Below are 19,294 nucleotides of genomic sequence, written 5' to 3'. Positions count from 1 at the left end.
CCCATGTGGACGGTCCGGGACCGCACCCTACCCGGCGGTACCCCCGCCGGTCAGCCTCCGCCTGCGCCACAGCACGACCGGCAGCGCTCCGGCCACCCCGAGGGCGCCGGGAACGGCCATGGAAGCCGCGGCGCTCAGCCCGGACTGGTCGAAGGTGTCGGGCACCGGAAGGAAGGACCAGCGGTTGACCGGCCAGGCGACGACAAAGGCGCGCCCGACGACCTCGTCCGTGGAGACCGTGCCCCGGCCGGGCAGCTCCTGGTGGTAGCGCGAGTCCAGTGAGTTCTGCCGGTGGTCGCCCATGACCCAGATCCGGCCCTCCTCGACCTTGATCGGCCCGAACGGCTTGTCGTCACAGGGAGTGTTGCCGGGGTAGATGTACCCCTCCTCGTTGAGCGGATGTCCATTGACCTGGACCTTTCCGCCCTCCTTGCACTCCACCGTGTCACCGCCGACCGCGATGACGCGCTTGATCAGGTCCTTCTCCTCGGAGGACGGCATCAGACCGATAAAGCTCAGAAAGTTCTGCACGATGTTCGGACTGGGGGTGGGAGTGCCCTCCAGCCAGCCGCCGGGGTCATGGAAGACCACGACCTCGCCGCGCTCCGGCTCGGAGCCGAACCACGGGGTGAGCTTGTCCACCAGAACCCGGTCGCCCCGCTGGAGGGTGTCCTGCATCGAGTCCGAGGGGATCGAGAACGCCTGCACCAGGAAGGTCTTGATCAGCAGCGCAAGCAGCAGCGCGATACCGATCAGCAGGGGCAGTTCCTTCCAGAAGGAACGCTGCGGGCGCGCCGCCGTGGATCCGCCGTCCTCGGGCCCGGCTCCGTCGCCGTCCTGCCCGTCGCCCGGGGGACTCCCGGTCCCGTGCGCACTCCCGGTCCCGTGCGCGTCGTGCGCCGCGGGTGCCGTACGTTCCGTCGTGTCCTCCGTCACTTCTTCGGGCGACTCGGCGAGCTGCTCGCGTCCCTCTTCGGGACCATCGTGTCCGGATCGTGCGCCGACCGCCACGTCCCCCACATCCACTCCTCACTCCGTGCGAGTGCTCCGCGCGATTACGCGGCGCGATCGCCTGCCACCGATACGGGACAGGCCCACCACTCCCATAACGAGCGGGAGTTCCGCAGGGCTCGGGAGCCGGATCAATCCGTTGAGATCCTGGGAAGACACACTATTCGACACTCCCCGCGCCGTCGTCGGCGCGGCACGCGCGTCCGGCACCGAAGCGTACGTCTCCCGCTCCCCCAGGCCACGCCAGTGGTCGAACGGCCAGGCGATGACGACGGCCCGGCCCACCACCCCGTCCTCGGAGACCGTTCCGCGGAACTCCTCCTTGAGATGGAAGCGCGAGTCGGCCGAGTTCGACCGGTGGTCGCCCATCACAAAGATCCGCCCCTCCGGCACCTGGACCTGGAACGGGATCTGCGAGGGCGCGTTCTGCGGGTGCAGATACGGCTCGGTCAATGGCACACCGTTGACGGAAACTTTGCCGTCCTTGTCGCAGCAGGTGACGGTGTCGCCGCCGACCGCGACGACTCGCTTGATCAGATCCTGCTCATCGGCCGAGGGCAGCAGTCCGATGAAGGTCAGCGCCTGTTTGACCTGTTTGACGACGACCGGTGAGTTGTCCGGCGGGGGCTGCTCGTCGTCGAGCCAGCCGCCCGGGTCCTTGAACACCACCACATCGCCGCGCTCGGGCCTGGAGCCGAACCACGGGGTCAGTTTGTCCACCAGGACGCGGTCGCTGATCCTGATCGTCTGCTCCATGGACCCCGAGGGGATCACAAAGGCCTGTACCAGGAAGGTCTTGAGGACGAGCGCGATCAGCAGCGCCACGGTGATCAGAATCGGTATCTCGGCCATCGCGGACCTGCGGCGGCGCCGCTTGACCCGGCGGGCGAGCTTGCGCCGCTCCGCACGGCCCGGAAGTGCCCGGCCGCTGGTGGGCCGGGTGCCGGTGGGCAGCCTGGTGTCCGATCCATGGGCCGCGGGCCGGCCGCGCTTACCCATGGGCGCCGTCCGGGGCGGGTACGTCCTTGGAGTCCGCAGCTCCGCCGGAGTCCCCAGCGGGTACGTCCCGGAGGCCCGGGGCCGGTACGTCCCGGAAGGCGCCGGAGTGCTCCAGCGAGGACCAGCGGCCCAGTGGCCAGCCGATCCAGTCCGCCCGTCCGACGACCTTGCCGACGGGCACCATGCCCCCGCCCGGGTCGCCGAGATGGTCCCTGGAGTCGCGCGAGTTGGCCCGGTGGTCGCCCATGACCCACAGGGTGCCCGGTGGTACGACGATGTCGAAGGGGACCCGGGAGGGCGTGTCCCCGGGGTACAGATAGCGCCGCTCGTCCACGGCCCGGCCGTTCACCTCGACCCTGCCCCCCTTGTCGCAGCAGACCACCCGGTCGCCCCCGACGCCGACCACGCGCTTCACGAAGTCGGTCTCGGCGGGCTCGGCGAGCCCCAGAGCCGCGGCGGCCCCGTGCAGCAGCCCGATGACGGGGTTCTCCTCCGGCGGCTCCTGGACAAAGGATCCGGTGCCGTCGAAGACGACCACATCACCGCGCTCCGGCTCGGTATCGAAACGGTACGCCAACTTGTTGACCAGCACCCGGTCCCCCACCTGGAGCGTGGGCTCCATCGAGCCACTGGGGATCAGGAAGGGCTGCACCACGAAGGCGCTGAACAGCAGGACGGCGACCGCGCAGCCGAGCCCGAGCAGCCCGGCCCTGCCCCAGGAAGCACGCACGGAGCGCGACCGCTCTCCCGTCCCCAGTGGGGCTCCGGAAGAGCGGTCGCGCTCCGTGTGCGGTGCTTCGGTGTCCATCGGGGCCAGAGCTTATCCGGCGCCCCTGTGGACCCGGGTGGAACCGGGCGCGACGTGACGAACGCCCCGCCCGCCCCGCGCGGCTCAGTTGTCGCGCTTCTCCTTGATCTTGGCGGCCTTGCCGCGCAGCTCGCGCAGGTAGTAGAGCTTGGCGCGGCGGACGTCACCGCGGCTCACCAGCTCGATCTTCTCGAAGATCGGGCTGTGCACCGGGAAGGTGCGCTCGACACCGACGGAGAAGGAGACCTTGCGGACCGTGAAGGTCTCGCGGACGCCGGAGCCCTGGCGGCGGATGACCACGCCCTTGAACTGCTGGATACGGGAGCGGTTGCCCTCGATGACCCGTACGTGCACGTTGACCGTGTCACCGGGGCGGAAGGCGGGGAGGTCGCTGCGGAGCGACGCGGCGTCGACGGTGTCGAGCAGGCTGGACATGACTGTTCTGCTTCCTCGCCGATGCCACAGGTCATCGGCGGATGTCTCGGGGAGAGTTCGGGGTGCCGTTCGCGTCGGGCGGGCGTCGTTCCCCCTGTGGCAGGGGCGCACACCGGACGTACGGCAGCGGCCTATTCTTCCATGGCCTCGGGCCTGCGCCAAAATCGGCCATCGGGCTCGGGTGCCCAGCCCAGGATCGAGAGGATCTCGCGGTCCTTCTTGTCGAAGGCCTTCGGGTCGCAGCGCTCGATCAGATCGGGCCGGTTGAGTGCCGTACGCCGGAACGCCTCGTCCCTGCGCCAGCGCGCGATACGGCCGTGGTGGCCGCTGAGCAGGACGTCCGGGATGGAGCGACCGCGCCATTCGGGCGGCTTGGTGTAGACCGGGCCCTCCAGCAGATCGGCCATCGCGCCGGGGGCGAAGGAGTCGTCGCGGTGCGACTCCGCGTTGCCGAGGACTCCGGGCAGCAGCCGGGCCACCGCCTCGGTCATGACCAGTACGGCTGCCTCCCCGCCGGCCAGGACGTAGTCGCCGATGGACAGCTCGAAGACCGGCAGGCGGGTGGCGTACTCGTCCATGACCCGGCGGTCGATGCCCTCGTACCGCGCGGGTGCGAAGAGCAGCCAGGGCCGCTCGGACAGCTCGACGGCCACTTCCTGGGTGAAGGGGCGGCCGCTGGGGGTGGGGACGACCAGGACCGGGCCGTGCGCCCCCGCCTCGTAACCGCTCGCCAGGATCGCGTCGAGGGCGTCGCCCCAGGGGCCGGTCTTCATGACCATGCCGGGCCCGCCGCCGTAGGGGGTGTCGTCGACGGTGCTGTGCCGGTCGTACGTCCACTCCCGGAGGTCGTGCACATGGACATCGAGCCGCCCGCGCGCGCGGGCCTTGCCGACCAGCGAGACGTTCAGCGGCTCCAGGTACTCGGGGAAGATCGTGACGACATCGAGTCTCATGAGCTGCCATCCCCATCGGGCACGTCGCGACTGGACGCATCGCGTCCGCCGGCGACTTCCGCGCGGTCGTCGATCAGGCCGGGCGGCGGCTCGATGACGGCCCGCTGCTCCTCCAGATCGATCTCCGTGACGATCTCCTCGACGAAGGGGATCATCACCTCGCTGCCGTCGGGCCGCTCCACGATGAACAGGTCCTGCGAGGGCAGATGCGTGATCTCGGTGATCCTTCCGATCTCCGTGCCATCGGCCAGCACCACGTCCAGGTCCATGAGCTGGTGGTCGTAGAACTCGTCCGGGTCCTCGGGGAGTTCCTCGGGATCGACCTCGGCGATCAGCAGCACATTGCGCAGCGCCTCGGCGCCCGTACGGTCCCGTACGCCCTCGAAGCGCAGCAGGAGTCTGCCGCTGTGCACCCGGCCCGACTCGATCGTGAGCGGTCCGGCCTCCGCCGGGTCCGTGGCGAGTACGGCGCCGGGTCCGAGCCGTACTTCGGGCTCGTCCGTACGTACCTCTACGGTGACCTCGCCCTTGATCCCATGGGCGCGGCCCACCCGCCCGACCACCAACTGCACTGCACGCACCTTCTTTTCCGAAATCCGAAAACAGCAAAGGTTCTCCGAAAACAGCAAAGGCCGGAGAAGGCGGTGTGGCCCTCCCCGGCCCGTGCCGGTGTTCCAGCTCTGTCAGCGAACCTGGTCCACATCGACGAGGTCGACACGGATCCCACGGCCGCCGATGGCGCCCACGACGGTCCGCAGAGCGCGTGCGGTGCGGCCGTTGCGGCCGATCACCTTGCCGAGGTCGTCGGGGTGGACCCGGACCTCCAGCACACGGCCACGGCGCAGGTTGCGCGAGGCGACCCGCACGTCGTCCGGGTTGTCGACGATGCCCTTCACGAGGTGCTCGAGAGCCTCCTCGAGCATGCTCAGGCCTCGGTCGACTCGGCGGCGGCCGAGGACTCGGTCCCGGCTTCGTCGGCCTTCTTGTCGGACTTCTTGGCCTTCTGGGTGATCGCCTCACCCTTGGGCTCGTCGCCGGCATCCTTCGCGGCAGCCTCGAAGAGGGCGCGCTTGTCGGCCTTCGGCTCCGGCTGGAGCAGCGGCGCGGGGGCCGGCAGGCCCTTGTGCGCCTGCCAGTCGCCGGTGAGCTTGAGGATCGCGAGGACCGGCTCGGTCGGCTGGGCGCCGACGGACAGCCAGTACCGCGCACGGTCCGAGTCGACCTCGATGCGCGAGGGGTTCTGCACCGGGTGGTACAGACCGATCTCCTCGATGGCCCGGCCGTCGCGGCGGGTACGGGAGTCGGCGACGATGATGCGGTAGTGAGGCGAACGGATCTTGCCCAGACGCTTCAGCTTGATCTTGACTGCCACTGGAGTGGTGTCTCCTGGTCTTGACGTGGTTGGGCACAACGGGATGCCGCGTGGGGTTGCGGTACCCGATCCGCCCGATGGACGCGTCAGCCGGAGGAGAGAGGGGTCCTGTGCGACTGTCGAGTACAGCTCGCCATTCTGCCACACGCGCGCACCACGGCAGGACGTCGCGGGTGTCCTGCTCCGGTGCCCGGGTGTTCAGCTAGCGGCGCCGACGACTTCCGGGATACGGAACGGCTTCCCGCAGCCGCCGCAGACGATCGGCGCCTGGGCGAGGACCGAGGGGACGACCCGTACGTTCCTGCCGCAGTCGCAGACCGCTTTGACGCGGACCCCGCCACCGGACGAGCCGTGCCGGGCGGCCGGACCGCGGAAGCTGCGCTTGGTGTCGGCGGCCGTCGCGACCGTGTGCGCCTTGAGGGCGCGCTGGAGCCGCTCGATGGTGGGGCGATATCGGCGCTTGGCCTCGGGGCTGAGCGCGACCAGGGAGAAACCGCTGCTGGGATGCGGCTCCTCGGGGTGGTCGAGGCCCATCTCCTCGGCGATCGCAAGGAATCGGCGGTTGTGATAACGGCCCGCTCGCGAGGTGTCGCGGACACCTCTGGCTGCGGCGATGCCATGGACCGCTTCATGAAGCAGTCGTTCGAAGGAGAGCTCGGCGCCGCAGGCGGACGAGGACTCTCCGATCAGGGACTCTGGCGCGGCGAGATCCGGCAGCTCGGGGTGGGACCGCTGAATATCGGCCCACGCCTGTGCCAGCTCTGCGGCGAGAACAGGTGGTGTCGTGCTCACGTCGTGAACAACGAGCCGGAGCCCTCCCGGGTTCCATTACGGGGCATCCCAAATAATTTGCACGTACCCGTCAGTTGCCATTGATGCGTCCTGACGAGGGCGGGTGCGTCGAACTGCGGAGAAGCCTCACAGCTCGCCCCAAGGTGGTACGTAGCGCCGCGTACGCAGGGACGCGTAGACGATCTACGTCTGGCCGGTCTTCTCGCTGTCCTCGCCGTCACCGCCGTTCGCCGGGCGGGGTACGCGGGCGGGCGGGTGCGCCGGGCCGGGGCGGCGCCCTGCGGTGACGGGGCGCGGGCCACGACGGCGACAGTACCGGGAGCGCTTTCTGTTTCCGAAACCGCCCCGCCCGGACGCCCGGGCCACCGATCGTTTTCGGCCCCCGGGCTCCGCTTCCGGGGATCAGGCCGGGCATCACGCCGGGGATCCAGGGATCACGCCGGGGACCCTTGTCAGTATCCAGAATCCTGTTTACTGTCTCTTCCGTGACCGGCCTGGATGAGCGTTTTCTGACCCGTAATGGCCTGGCGGCGCGGCAGCTCGCCGTGCTGCTGCTGAACCACGAACCGGACACCCGGCTGCCCCGGGTCCGTGACTTCGCGGCGGAGCTGGGGGTCGGGAACGGGACGGTGCAGGCCGCGCTCCGGCTTCTGGAGAGCGCCGACGCCATCGAGACGACCGCCCGGGGCCATCTCGGCACCTTCCTCGTCCGCTCCGACCGCTCGACCCTGTGGCGGCTCTCCGGGCTCGGCACGCTGCTGGCCGCGATGCCGTTGCCGTACTCCCGCCGGTACGAGGGGCTGGCCACGGGGCTGCGCGCCGCGTTCGAGGAGGCGGGGGCGCCCTTCGCGATCACGTTCATGCGGGGCGCGGGTGCCCGTACCACCGCTCTGCTCGACGGCAAGGTCGATCTGGTGGTGCTCTCGCGCTTCGCCGCCGACCGGCTGATCGAGGAGCATCCGGTCGAGCTGGTGGCGGATCTGGGGCCCGCCACCTACGTCGGGGCGCACGGGCTGCTGCTGCGGCACGGCTCCGCGCTCGACACCCCTGGGCTGCGGGTCGCCGTCGACCATGCCTCGGAGGACCAGCGCATGCTCGCCGAGCGGGCGTTCGCCGGGCGCGACGACATCACCTGGGTGGAGGCCTCGTACATGCAGCTCCGCGAACTGTTCGAGCACGATCTGGCCGACGCGACCGTCTGGAATCTGGACGAGGCGCAGGGCCGGCTCGGTCCGGGGGTGGCTGTGCTGCCGCTCGGTGACGAGGTCACCCGTGATCTGGCGCTGCGCAACTCCCGCGCCGCGATCATCGGCAGAACCGAGGGCGCCAAGGCACTGGAGGCCGTACGGGACTCCCTCGACCTGTCCGTCGTCACCACGCTCCAGACCGAGGTACTGAACGGTGTGCGCGCCCCCTCGTACTGAGCCCCGGAAGCACCTGAGCCACGGCCGAGTGGCACAGGCGAAAAATACAGAATCCTGGTTACTGTCCGATCGCCGGAGAGCGGCCGAGGAGCCGAGGAGAAGGGAGGCAACATGGACGACCGGCTCGCCCTGCGCATCAGGCTGTTCCACGAGAGCGGCCAGGTCAGACCCGAGGTCGCCGCGTTCGTCACGGACGAGCTGGACGCCCTGGCCGCCGAGGGCCATACCGTCACCGAGGACACCGCGGCCCTGCTGACCAGCCATCTGATGATGGCGCTCAACCGTCTGCTGGACGGGGCGCCGCTCGAACAGTTCCCGACCGACGAGCAGGTCGCGGCCGAACTCGCCGGGCATCCCGAGGCCGTCGCACGGGCGCGCGCCGTCTCCGTACGGGCCCGGCGCGCGCTGGGTGCCACGCTCCCCGACTCCGAGATCAACTTCCTCGGCCTGCATCTCGCCGTACTCCTCGACCGCCGCCCGACCCCCTGACGACCGCCGCCTGACGACGGCCACCACCTGACGCGACGCGCCTGAAGCACCGCCCCTCAAGCACTGCGGACAAAGCCCCGTAAGCCCCCAGGACGCACAAGGAACCCCAAGGAAGCTCAGGAAGAAGGACTCCCCCATGCCAAAGATCCTCACCGGCGGCGTCGGCAAGACCGAGGTCGCGGACACCGTCGGTTCGCTCCGGCTCGACGGCCTGGAGATCACGGTCTCCAACGACATGGACGCCGCGACGAAGCTCCGCTCCGGCGGTGCCGACTACTACCTCGGCACGTGCCACACGGGCGCCGGCGCCTCCCTCGGCATCCTCGTCGGCCTGCTGGGACAGCCCCTCTGCCACACCTTCGGCCGGTCCGTGCCCACCGAGGACGAGGTCGCCGCGCTGCTGGCGGACGGCAAGAAGGTCTTCGGCTTCGCCATCGACCAGATCGACGTGATCGCCCCGGTCATGGCCCGCGCGATCGCCGCGCGCGGCTGACGACGCAGGAGACGGAGGGGACATCACCCGTGAGCACCGCTCTCGCAGCGAGCACCGGTCTGGACTTCTCGCTGACCCAGAAACTGTTCGTCATCGTCCTGTGCGCGCTGACGGCCTTCGTCTCGCACATGGCCCTGGCCGTGTTCAACGACGGCGTACGCCCGTTCATGCTCGACTTCATCCAGGGCCGGTCCCAGCGCTCCGCCACCACGGCGGTGTCCTTCGGGCTCTCGGCGGGCTTCATCTTCGGCCTCGGCGCCCCGATGGCCCTGTCCAGCGGGGTCCTCAACCCCTGGCTGCTCTTCCTGCCCACCGACATACTCGGCATCCTGGCGCCCCGGAAGTGGCTCTCGCCGCTGCTCGGCGGGGCCTGGGGCGCGCTGGTCGTCTTCGGTCTGAGCGGCGCCAACGACGTGGCACACGATCTGCCGGTCGACTTCCTGACCGCGATGCAGCAGATGTCGACGCCGATCCTCTTCCTCTTCACGCTCTTCCCGGTGCTCGCGATCACCCGGCAGTTCGGACGGCTGCGGGGCGGTCTGGCGGCCGTGCTGGAGCTGGCGCTCGTGATCATGACCATGAAGCTCTGGCCCACGGTCTTCGCCGGTTCGCTCGCCATGGCCGCGGGTGTGCTGCTGCTCATCGGCTTCGCCGTACGGAAAGACCTGGTCCAGCGCAAAGCCGACCAGGCCGCCGCGCGGGCAGCCGAGGATCAAGCGGCCCGGGTACACACGGCCGGCGAGCAGAAGGCCCGGGAACAGACCTCCGGTACGGGACAGCCTCCCGGAAACGAGGCCGCCGCCGATCCCATGGCCTCGCTCTTCAGCTCCAGCGCCCTGCGGCTGCGCCGCCATCTGCCGCTGTTCATGGCCCTTGGCGCAGGGGTGTGCGTCCTGGCGCAGATGCACATATTCGGCGGCGGCGAGGCCACCAGCTTTCTGATCGCCAAGGGGCAGTACAGCGAGGCGGCCCAGGTCGACTTCTACCGGGTGTTCGGTTTTGTGCCGCTGATCGCGACGACCGCGCTCGCCTCCGGCGCGTACGGCATCGCCGGTTTCACGCTCGTCTACCCGATCGGTTATCTGCTGCCGAACCCGCTCCTCGCAGCCGTGATCGGGGCGGTGGTCTTCGCCCTCGAAGTGCTGACGCTGTCCTCCATCGGACGGGTTCTCGGCAAGCTGCCGAGTGTGCGCGACTCCTCGGAGTATCTGCGCGCGGCGATCACGGAGACGCTGGGGCTCGCGATCCTCTTCGGCTCCCTGCTCGCGGCCAATGTGATGGGCGGCGGTCTCGCGATCCTCATCGTCGGCGGGCTCTATCTCCTCAACGAGGCGATGGGCAGGCCGGTGGTACGGATGGCGGCGGCGCCCGCGGCGGTCCTGGCCGGGGGCGTCCTCCTCAACCTCCTCCACTGGCTGGATCTGTTCACCCCCCTCAAGGGCTGACCCCTCTCACAGGCCGGCATCACGCCTCAAGGGCCGACACCACGGGCCGGCAAGGAAGGCACCCGCACCATGCAGCACCACCCCGGGGCACACCCTCCGGACCACCGCACCGGCCCGTATCTGCGCACCGTCGCCGGGCCGCTGCCCGTCACCGCCGTATGCGGCCCGGCGCTCGCCCATGAGCATCTCGTCCTCGATCTCGACCGCGCGGGCGACGGCGCCGCCGTACTCGACCCCACTCACCACGGGCCCGCCGTCACCGCCGAACTGGCCGCCCTGCGCGCCGAGTTCGGGCTCGGTCTGGTCGTCGAGCTGACCTGCCGGGGCATGGGCCGCGATCCGTACGCGCTGTCCCGTATCGCCCAGGAGTCCGGCGTCGCGGTCGTCGCGGCCACCGGCTGGTACTACGAGCTGTTCCACCCCGACGAGATCGACGGCGCCGGTGTCGAGCAGCTCACGGACACCCTGATCGACGAGATCGACAACGGCTTCGGCGACTCCGGCATCCGGCCGGGCGTCCTCGGCGAGATCGGCAGCCACGGCGACCGCCCGGGCGGAGCCGAGACCCGTACGCTCCTCGCCGCCGCCCACGCAGCCCACGCCACCGGTCTCTCCGTCGCCACCCATGCCCAGCTCGGCCGTGGCGCGCTCGCCCAGTTGGAGCTGCTGACTTCTACGGGCCTGCCTCCGCACCGGATCTCCCTCGGCCATCAGGACCTCCTCGACGCGCCCGCCGTCCACCGCAAACTGGCCGCGAGCGGCGCGTACGTCGCCTTCGACACCGTCGGCAAGGAGAGCTACCAGAGCGACGACACCCGGCTGCGGCTGCTGCTGTCCCTGCTGGAGGCCGGTTACGCGGACCGGATCCTGCTCAGCGGCGACATCTCGCGCCATGCCTATCTGGAGTCGGAGGGCGGCCAGGGGTACGGGCATCTCTTCCGCTCCTTCCTGCCCAAGGCGCGGGCCGCGGGCGTGGACGACGCCCTGACCGATCTGATGACACGCCGCAATCCGGTGCGCTTCCTGACCGGCACGGACCCGGAGGAGATCTGAGATGACCGTCCGGCTTCCCCCTGCCTTCCCGTCGGACCGTCCCCCGGCCCTTCCTCCGACCTTTCCGCTGCCGACAGTCCCGCTGGAGGACGCGGTACGGACGCAGTTCCGGCTGCTGGAGTGTGTCGCCGCGCACTTCGAGGGCCCGCAGCTCTTCGAGGCCGACGCCGGAGTCGTACCGGACCTCGGCCGGCCCCGTACCACCGCGCGGGTCGAGGCCGTGCTCGCCGACCACTTCGGTGCCGAGGACGCCGCGCTGGTCCAGGGCGCGGGCACGGGCGCGATCCGGGCCGCGCTCCAGGCGGCGCTCTCCCCCGGCGACCCGCTGCTGATCCACCGCGCGCCCGTCTACAGGTCGACCGCCACCACCCTGCGCGGACTGGCCGCGCGCACCACGGAGGCCGACTTCAACGACCGTACGGCGCTGCGCGAGGCGCTGGAATCCGGCGCGTTCGGCTGGGCGTACGTCCAGCACAGCCGACAGCGGCTCGGCGACTCCTACGATCCGGGCGAGGTGCTCGCGGCCTGCCGCGCCGCCGGGGTCCGTACCGTCGTCGACGACAACTACGCGGTGATGCGCGTGCCCGCCTCCGGGGTGGAGCTGGGCGCGGACGCCTCCTGCTTCTCCCTCTTCAAGCTGCACGGCCCCGAGGGAGTCGGCGCGGTCGTCGGCGCCCGCGATCTGATCGCGCGCGTCCGGGCCGACAACTACTCGGGCGGCGGGCAGGTCCAGGGCCATCAGGCGCTCGACGCGCTGCGCGCCCTCACCCATGTCCCGGTCATGTGGGCGCTCCAGTCGCGGGTGGGCGACGAGATCGCGCGGCGGCTGGCCGCCGGTGAGGTGCCGGGGGTCGCGGAGGTACGGATCGCCAACACCCAGGACCGCTGTCTGCTGGTACGGCTCGACCGGCCCGTGGCGCGTGAACTGCCCGCCGTCGCCGCCCGGCACGGCGCCGCGCCCTACCCGGTGGGCGCCAACTCCCGCTACGAGATCGCCCCGCTCGTCTACCGGATGTCGGCGTCGACGCTGGAGGACGCGCCCGGGCTCGCGGACTGGACGGTACGGATCAACCCGATGCGGGCGGGCGCCGACCTGGTGATCGGGATCCTGCGCCGTTCGCTGCACGAGCTGTCACAGCGCAGTCCTCAACACGGCAAAGCCATGCCGGACGAGCCGGAGAGCTGACCGTGTTCCTCGACACCCTCCTCGCCCGCAACCCCGGACTCGTCGACACCGCCACCGCGCTGCACCAATCCGGCGCCATCCCGCCCGACACCTATGTCATGGACGCCGACGCCATCGAGGCCAACGCCGCGCTGCTGGCCGCCGAGGCCGAACGGCTCGGCCTCTCCCTCTGGTTCGTCGTCAAACAGCTCGGCCGCAACCCGGCCCTGATCCGGGCGATCGCCCGCCACATCCCGTACTCCGCCGCGATCGACGCCACCGAGGCACGGATCCTGCGGGCCTCCGGCGCACGGCCGGGCAATCTGGGCCATCTCGCACAGATCCCGCGCCGCGCCCTGCCCGAGCTGCTGGCCTGGCGCCCCGAAGCCGTGACCGTCTTCGATCTCGCCAACGCGCGGGCCGTCTCGGACACCGCCCGTGAACTCGGCTTCGTCCAGGACGTGTTCGTACGGCTCGAAGGCGCGGCCGGTACGGTCTACCCCGGCCAGGAGGGCGGCGTACCGCTCGACGCGCTGGACGGTTTCGCGCGCGCCGCCGAGCGGCTGCCCGGCATCAGGATCGCGGGCGTCACCGCCTTTCCCTGTGTGCTCTGCGATCCGGAGACCGGCCGCCCCGCCCCGACCGCCACCTTCGAACTCGCCCTCAAGGCACGGGAGTCGCTCGCCGCGCGCGGCCATGAGGGGCTGAAGCTCAGCGCGCCCAGCGCCACCGCCGTGGCGACCCTGCCCCTGCTGGCCTCGCTGGGCGCCACCCATGGCGAGCCGGGCCACTCGCTGACCGGTACGACCCCGCTGCACGCGGCCGGTCCGGACCAGCCGGAGCGGACCGCGTATGTGTACGTCACCGAGGTCGCCCACACCCTCGCCGACGGCCGGCCCGCCCTCCACGGAGGCGGTTTCTACCCGCGCGCCGGTGTCCGGGACGCCCTGTTGCCACGTACCGGACTGCGGCTGCGCGTACAGGACGCGCCCGCCGAGAACATCGACTACTACCGGCTGCTGGCACCGCCCCCCGCCCCCGGCGCGGTCCTGACCGGGGACACCGCCCTGCTCGCCTTCCGTACCCAGATCTTCGTCACCCGCTCGACCGTCGCCGTCGTCTCCGGGCTCTCCGCCGGGAAGCCCCGGCTCACGGGTCTGTACGACAGCCGGGGCCGGGCGCTGTAAGGAGCCTCCGCCATGAGCAAGACCGTGGTCCTCGTCATCGACGGATTCGGGATCGGCGCCATGCCGGACGCGGGGGTCCTGCGGCCGGGCGATCGCGCGGCCGACACCTGCGGGCATGTCCTCGACCACTGCCGGTCAGCACTCGACCGTCCGCTGCGGCTGCCCGCGCTCGGGGCGCTGGGGCTCGGTCTTGTCCATCCGCACCCGGATCTGGCCCGGCGTACGGCGCTCCCGGTGGCGGCGGGCCGGGCCGCCCTCGGCTATCCGGGCGCCGACACCTTCGCCGGGCACCAGACCATGATGGGCGCGGACTTCAGCCGGGTGACGGTGGCGCGGCTCGGTGAGCATCTCCCCGAGGTCGCCTCCGCGCTCACGGCGGCGGGCCACCGGGTGGCACGGCCGGACGGCAGGACGCTGCTGGTCGTCGACGGCTCCGTACTGGTCCATGACAACCTGGAGGCCGATCCCGGCATCAACTGGAACGCCTCGGGCAGCCTGGACGACCTGCCCTTCGCCCGTATCCTCGCCGTCGCCCGTACGGTACGGACGGTCGCGCCGGTCGCCCGGGTGATCGCCGTCGGCGGCCACGCGGACGGGCCGCTGGACGCATTCGTACGGGACGGCGACGGCGGTACCGTCGGCCTCGACACCCCGGCCAGCGGCTTCTACCGCAACGGCGGGCTGGAGGTACGGCACCTGGGCGCGCCCCTCGACCACACCCGGCAGCTCCCGGACCTGGCGGCCCGCGCGGGCATTCCGGTCACCCTCGTCGGCAAGGCGGCGGACATCCTGGTCTGCGAGGCGGCGGTACGGCGGCCGGCCGTCACGACGGCGGAGGTGCTGGCGCACACGCTGGAGGCGGTACGCGCCCCGGGCGACGGGCTCGTCGTCGCCAATGTGCAGGAGACGGATCTGGCGGGCCATCAGCAGGACGCCGAGCGGTACGGCCGGATCCTGGAGCTGACAGACGCGGGGCTGGCCGCGCTGACCGGGCTGCTGGACGGCGCGGGCGACCGGCTGATCGTCACGGGCGACCATGGCAATGACCCGACGATCGGGCACGCCCACCACACCCGCGAGTACGTCCCGGTGCTCACACACCGGCCGGGCGCGGCGGGGGTGGACCTGCTGCCGGACGCACCGAGCCTGGCGGATGTCGGGGCGACGGCGGCCTGGGCACTGGGCCTGGACGCGTCCGCCCTGGCGAACGGAACCGTACGGACCGCTCCGGGCGACCTCGTACCGTACGGCCCGGCACCACACTCCGCAGACTGCCCGCACCCCACAGGCCGCACGAGCCGCTGAGCCTCGCGGGACCCACAGGCCGCACGGGCCGCTGAGCCTGGCGGGACCCGAAAGCCCGCGACGCCGCGAACCCCACCACCCGCTGAGCCGACCGGCCCGCAGGACCCTAGCGCCCGCAAGCCCGGCCGACCGCGGATCCGGTCAGCCCATGAACTTCTTGAACTCGTCCGGCAGTTCGAAGTCCTTGCCCTGGTCCCCGGCCGGCAGCCCGAACGCCCCGCCCGACTGCGCCGCCTCCTCGCGCCGCGCCGCTGCCGCCTGCTCCTCGGCCTTCCGCTTCATCGGGTTCCCGGACCGCTGCTTGCCCTTGGCCGGCTTCTGCTTCTTCTTCGCACGGCCGGGACCGCCACCCATCCCCGGCACTCCGGGCATCCCCGGCATCCCGCCGCCCTGCGCCATCCGCGACATCATCTTGCGGGCCTCGAAAAACCGCTCCACCAGGTTCTTGACCGCGCTGACCTCGACCCCGGAACCCCGTGCGATACGGGCCCGGCGCGAGCCGTTGATGATGACCGGGTCGTTGCGCTCGCCGGGGGTCATGGACTTGATGATCGCGGCGGTACGGTCCACGTCCCGCTCGTCGATGTTGTTGATCTGGTCCTTGATCTGCCCCATGCCGGGCAGCATCCCGAGCAGCTTGCTGATGCTGCCCATCTTCCTGACCTGTTCCATCTGCGCCAGGAAGTCGTCGAGCGTGAAGTCCTTGCCGCCCTTGCTGCTCGCCAGCTTGGAGGCCATCTTCTCGGCCTCGGCCTGGCTGAAGGTCTTCTCCGCCTGCTCGATCAGGGTGAGCAGGTCACCCATGTCGAGGATGCGGGACGCCATACGGTCCGGGTGGAAGGCGTCAAAGTCCTCCAGCTTCTCGCCGTTGGACGCGAACATGATCTGCTTGCCGGTGACATGCGCGATCGAGAGGGCCGCGCCGCCGCGGGCGTCGCCGTCCAGCTTGGAGAGGACGACACCGTCGAAGCCGACACCGTCGCGGAAGGCCTCTGCGGTGTTGACCGCGTCCTGGCCGATCATCGCGTCGACGACGAAAAGCACCTCATCGGGGCTGACGGCGTCGCGGATGTCCACGGCCTGCTTCATCAGCTCCTGGTCGATACCGAGGCGGCCCGCGGTGTCGACGATCACCACATCGTGCAGCTTGGTCTTCGCGTACTCGATCGAGTCCCTGGCGACCGTGACCGGGTCACCGACGCCATTGCCCGGCTCCGGCGCGTACACGGCGACACCCGCGCGGTCGGCGACGACGGAGAGCTGGTTGACGGCGTTGGGGCGCTGGAGGTCGGCGGCGACGAGCAGCGGCGTATGGCCCTGGCCCTTGAGCCAGAGGCCCAGCTTTCCGGCGAGGGTGGTCTTGCCCGCGCCCTGGAGGCCGGCGAGCATGATCACGGTCGGCGGCTGCTTGGCGAAGCGCAGGACCCGGGTCTCACCGCCGAGGATGCCGATCAGTTCCTCATTGACGATCTTGAGGATCTGCTGGCTGGGATTGAGTGCCCGGGAGACCTCCTGGCCGCGGGCCCGCTCCTTGAGGTTCGCGGTGAACGCGCGGACGACGGGCAGCGCGACATCCGCTTCGAGGAGGGCGATACGGATCTCGCGCGCGGTGGCGTCGATGTCCGCCTCGGACAGTCGCCCCTTGCCGCGGAGGTTCTTGAACGTCGCTGAGAGGCGGTCGGAGAGAGTGTCGAACACGGTGGTCGCGGATCCTCAGGTCGGGAGCGGGTGAGGGGGCCGTCCCCGCGCGGTGAACGAACAGCGCGATGAAGGACAGACCGTCCCCCAGGGTATCCGGCCGGGTGCGGTGGGGTCTGCCCCGCGGGAGGCACGGCCGTACGGGTGGCTCCGCTCCACCGTACGGCCGGTGCCCCCGCGCGTGTGCCCGCCCGTGCCCGCCCGTGTCAGGGCGTGGTCGGCCGGGCGTCAGCGCAGGGCGGTCTCCAGCGCCTGTGCCAGGGCCGTCGCGTCCGGCTCGGGGAGCGGGGAGCCGTCGGCGCGGGTGACATAGACGGTGTCCACCGCGTTCGCGCCGAGCGTCGAGACATGCGCGCTGCGCACCCGTACCGCTGCTTCCTCCAGGGCGCGGCCGATCCTGTGCAGCAGCCCCGGCGCGTCCTGGGCGCGGACCTCGATGACCGTGGCGAGCTGCGAGGCGGTCGGCGCGACCGTCACCCGGGGCGGCGGCGCCTGCACACCCCGGCGCCTCGGGTAGGCGGCCTCGCGCTCGGCGAGCCTGGCGGGGATGTCGAGCGAGCCGTCCAGGGCCCGTACGAGATCGGCGCGGAGCCGGGTGGCCTGCGGGAGCGAGCCGTACTCGGCGGCGACCCGCCAGCTCAGCAGCAGCACATCGGTGGTGCCGCCCAGCTCCGTGGGCAGTTCGACGGCGCGCAGATCGGCCGCCCGTACGGTGAGCCGGTGCAGCGCGAGCACCCCGGCGGCCGCGGGCAGAACGCCGGGCCGGTCGGGCGTGGCGATGAGCAGTTCGACGCCGACCGGTTCCGGCGCGGCATCCTCCAGCGGGGCCTCGGGCTGGGCATGCAGCGCGAGGACCGGGCCGCCCGTACGCAGCGCCTCCACGGCGAGCCGCTCCTGTTCGGCGCTGGGCGCGGCGGGTTCGGGCTCGGCGGGGGCGTCGCCCGCGAGGACGGCGGCGACCCGCGCGGCGAGATCGCTGACCAGCGAGGCACGCCAGGACGACCAGGCGGCGGGCCCGGTCGCGAGGGCGTCGGCCTCGGTGAGGGCGTGCAGCAGTTCCAGGGTGGTGACCGAGCCGATGCGGGCGGCGACCGAGGCGACGGTCGCGGGGTCGTCCAGATCGCGCCGGGTCGCGGTGTCGATGAGCAGCAGATGGTGGCGCACGACCGTGGCGATGACGCCCATGTCCTCGTGGTCGAAGCCGATCCGGGCGGCCACGTCGCGGGCGATGACCTCGCCGGCCACGGAGTGGTCGCCGGGCCAGCCCTTGCCGATGTCGTGCAGCAGGGCGCAGACGAGCAGCAGGTCGGGGCGGCTCACCCGGCGGGTGAGCGAGGAGGCCTGAACGGCGGTCTCGACGAGATGGCGGTCGACGGTCCAGGTGTGCACGGCGTTGCGCTGGGGGCGGCAGCGGACCCGCTCCCAGTCGGGCAGGAGCTGGGTGATCAGGCCTTCGGCTTCAAGGGCCTCCCACACCGGGACGGTGGACTCGCCGGCGCCGAGCAGGGTGACGAGTTCCTCGCGGGCCTCGGCGGGCCAGGGCACCGGCAGCGGTTTCGTGGCGGCGGCGAGATGCCGTACGGCGTGCAGCGAGACCGGCAGTCCCGCCTGGGCGGCGGCGGCAGCGGCGCGCAGGGGCAGTACGGGGTCGCGCTCCGGGCGTGCCGTACGGGCGAGAACGGCCTCGCCGTCCATCTCGACGACGCCGTCGGCGAGCGGGGTGCGCTCCGGGGCGGGCCTGCTGCCGAGCATGGCGCGCAGCCGTGGGCGTACGGACCGGGAGCGCAGCACCCGGTTGACCTCGCGCCAGGTGACGTCCGAGGCGTACGAGACGGTGCGCGCGGCTTCGTACACCTGGCGCAGCAGGACATCGGCGTCGAGCAGGCCGAGTTCCTTGGCTACCGGGTCCTGTTCCTGGAGGGCGAGCCGGTCGGTGGCGCGGCCGGTGGTGAGGTGGAGGGCGTCCCGTACGTCGAGGAGCGCGCGGCGCGCGTCGGCGAGCCCTTCGCGGGGCGCGTCCGCGAGCCAGGACGCGGCGACGGCGCGCAGGGCGGTGGCGTCACGCAGTCCGCCCCTGGCCTCCTTGAGGTCGGGCTCCAGCAGATACTGCAGTTCGCCCTGGCGCTCGGCGCGCTCCCGGCACAGCTCGTCCAGGGCGGGCAGGCGCTTGGGGGCGGTGTTGCGCCAGTCGGCGAGGACCGCGGTCCGTACCCCGGTGATCAGGCCGAGATCGCCGGCGACATGGCGGGCGTCGAGAAGCCCGAGCTGCACCTTGAGGTCCTCGGCCGCGGTCTTCCGTACCTCGGCGGGGGTGCGTACGGAGTGGTCGAGGGCGAGCCCGAGATCCCAGACCGGGTACCAGATCCGGTCGGCGAGGGCGGCGATGGCGCCGGGGCCCGCCTTGCCGTCGTGCAGGAGGAGCAGATCGAGGTCGCTGCGCGGGGACAGCTCGCCGCGTCCGTATCCGCCGACCGCGACGAGGGCGGCGCCGCGCACCCCGGCCTCCTGGGCGGCGGTGCTGAACAGCGCGTTCAGCCAGTCGTCGGTGAGCCGGGCCAGGGCGGCCCGGCGCGGGGGACCCAGGCCGGGGCTTCCCCCTGGAAAAGACGAGACCCGACACCCGCCCCCCCCCCGTTCCCCTCTCCCCCTCCCTACCCTCTCCCTT

At 71.4% G+C, this 19,294-nt stretch carries 18 protein-coding genes and 1 pseudogene; 8 read left to right on the top strand and 11 right to left on the bottom strand.

What is annotated here, in order from left to right:
- Positions 1-27 precede the first annotated feature (27 nt).
- The 9 genes and pseudogenes from lepB (ACFU9P_RS15960) to ACFU9P_RS15920 form a co-directional block, all read right to left on the bottom strand.
- Positions 28-1,011 (bottom strand): signal peptidase I, encoded by a 984-nt coding sequence (gene lepB, locus ACFU9P_RS15960; protein ID WP_384081035.1) that lies wholly within the window; start codon positions 1,009-1,011, stop codon positions 28-30.
- Positions 926-2,010 (bottom strand): annotated as a pseudogene (gene lepB, locus ACFU9P_RS15955) (signal peptidase I); the annotation flags it as partial. The gene lepB (ACFU9P_RS15960) and the pseudogene lepB (ACFU9P_RS15955), both read right to left, overlap by 86 nt.
- The gene (gene lepB, locus ACFU9P_RS15950) at positions 2,003-2,818 is read right to left on the bottom strand and encodes a signal peptidase I (RefSeq protein ID WP_384080839.1); all 816 of its coding nucleotides are present in this window, start codon (positions 2,816-2,818) and stop codon (positions 2,003-2,005) included. The pseudogene lepB (ACFU9P_RS15955) and the gene lepB (ACFU9P_RS15950), both read right to left, overlap by 8 nt.
- Positions 2,819-2,902: 84 nt before the next feature.
- On the bottom strand, positions 2,903-3,253 hold the full coding sequence (gene rplS / locus ACFU9P_RS15945; protein WP_046499649.1) for a 50S ribosomal protein L19: 351 nt from the start codon (positions 3,251-3,253) through the stop codon (positions 2,903-2,905).
- Between the two features lie 131 nt (positions 3,254-3,384).
- A complete protein-coding gene (trmD, locus tag ACFU9P_RS15940; protein ID WP_384080835.1) occupies positions 3,385-4,206 on the bottom strand; it encodes a tRNA (guanosine(37)-N1)-methyltransferase TrmD in 822 nt (273 codons plus the stop codon).
- On the bottom strand, positions 4,203-4,778 hold the full coding sequence (gene rimM, locus ACFU9P_RS15935; protein WP_384080832.1) for a ribosome maturation factor RimM: 576 nt from the start codon (positions 4,776-4,778) through the stop codon (positions 4,203-4,205). The genes trmD and rimM overlap by 4 nt, the downstream gene beginning before the upstream one ends.
- A 111-nt stretch (positions 4,779-4,889) precedes the next feature.
- A complete protein-coding gene (locus ACFU9P_RS15930; protein ID WP_030753580.1) occupies positions 4,890-5,129 on the bottom strand; it encodes an RNA-binding protein in 240 nt (79 codons plus the stop codon).
- Positions 5,130-5,131: 2 nt separating this feature from the next.
- On the bottom strand, positions 5,132-5,578 hold the full coding sequence (gene rpsP, locus ACFU9P_RS15925) for a 30S ribosomal protein S16 (protein WP_217306416.1): 447 nt from the start codon (positions 5,576-5,578) through the stop codon (positions 5,132-5,134).
- A 198-nt stretch (positions 5,579-5,776) separates the two neighbouring features.
- Entirely contained in the window at positions 5,777-6,370 is a 594-nt protein-coding gene (locus ACFU9P_RS15920) for a hypothetical protein (RefSeq protein WP_376371318.1), read from the bottom strand.
- A gap of 485 nt (positions 6,371-6,855) precedes the next feature.
- Here ACFU9P_RS15920 and yhfZ point away from each other — a divergent pair, with 485 nt between their 5' ends.
- The 8 genes from yhfZ (at position 6,856) to ACFU9P_RS15880 (ending at position 14,931) form a co-directional block, all read left to right on the top strand.
- A complete protein-coding gene (gene yhfZ, locus ACFU9P_RS15915; protein WP_384080827.1) occupies positions 6,856-7,794 on the top strand; it encodes a GntR family transcriptional regulator YhfZ in 939 nt (312 codons plus the stop codon).
- A gap of 111 nt (positions 7,795-7,905) precedes the next feature.
- Positions 7,906-8,283: a transcriptional antiterminator gene (locus ACFU9P_RS15910; RefSeq protein WP_384080824.1), complete on the top strand. Its 378-nt coding sequence runs from the start codon at positions 7,906-7,908 to the stop codon at positions 8,281-8,283.
- Positions 8,284-8,419: 136 nt separating this feature from the next.
- Entirely contained in the window at positions 8,420-8,776 is a 357-nt protein-coding gene (locus tag ACFU9P_RS15905) for a DUF2620 domain-containing protein (RefSeq protein ID WP_384080821.1), read from the top strand.
- 29 nt (positions 8,777-8,805) lie between these two features.
- Positions 8,806-10,221, top strand: a complete 1,416-nt coding sequence (locus ACFU9P_RS15900) for a YhfT family protein (protein WP_384080818.1) — start codon at positions 8,806-8,808, stop codon at positions 10,219-10,221.
- A 69-nt stretch (positions 10,222-10,290) separates the two neighbouring features.
- A complete protein-coding gene (locus tag ACFU9P_RS15895) occupies positions 10,291-11,274 on the top strand; it encodes a phosphotriesterase (RefSeq protein ID WP_384080815.1) in 984 nt (327 codons plus the stop codon).
- Between the two features lies 1 nt (position 11,275).
- Complete coding sequence (locus tag ACFU9P_RS15890; RefSeq protein WP_384080812.1) at positions 11,276-12,460, top strand: aminotransferase class V-fold PLP-dependent enzyme; 1,185 nt, start codon at positions 11,276-11,278, stop codon at positions 12,458-12,460.
- A gap of 2 nt (positions 12,461-12,462) precedes the next feature.
- Positions 12,463-13,626 (top strand): alanine racemase, encoded by a 1,164-nt coding sequence (locus ACFU9P_RS15885; RefSeq protein ID WP_384080809.1) that lies wholly within the window; start codon positions 12,463-12,465, stop codon positions 13,624-13,626.
- A gap of 12 nt (positions 13,627-13,638) precedes the next feature.
- Entirely contained in the window at positions 13,639-14,931 is a 1,293-nt protein-coding gene (locus ACFU9P_RS15880; protein WP_384080806.1) for a phosphopentomutase, read from the top strand.
- 141 nt (positions 14,932-15,072) lie between these two features.
- On the opposite strand, the gene ffh is transcribed toward ACFU9P_RS15880, so the two are convergent.
- Together ffh and ACFU9P_RS15870 are read right to left on the bottom strand one after the other, a co-directional pair.
- Positions 15,073-16,629 carry a signal recognition particle protein gene (gene ffh, locus ACFU9P_RS15875; protein ID WP_376371343.1) on the bottom strand — a complete coding sequence of 519 codons (1,557 nt, stop codon included), beginning with the start codon at positions 16,627-16,629 and terminating at the stop codon, positions 15,073-15,075.
- A 228-nt stretch (positions 16,630-16,857) separates the two neighbouring features.
- On the bottom strand, positions 16,858-19,294 hold a 2,437-nt coding region (locus tag ACFU9P_RS15870), incomplete at its 5' end, for a [protein-PII] uridylyltransferase (protein ID WP_384080802.1).

The sequence above is a fragment of the Streptomyces sp. NPDC057617 genome, from assembly GCF_042800555.1.
Lineage (GTDB): Bacteria > Actinomycetota > Actinomycetes > Streptomycetales > Streptomycetaceae > Streptomyces.
This window is presented reverse-complemented; position numbering and strand designations above follow the sequence as displayed.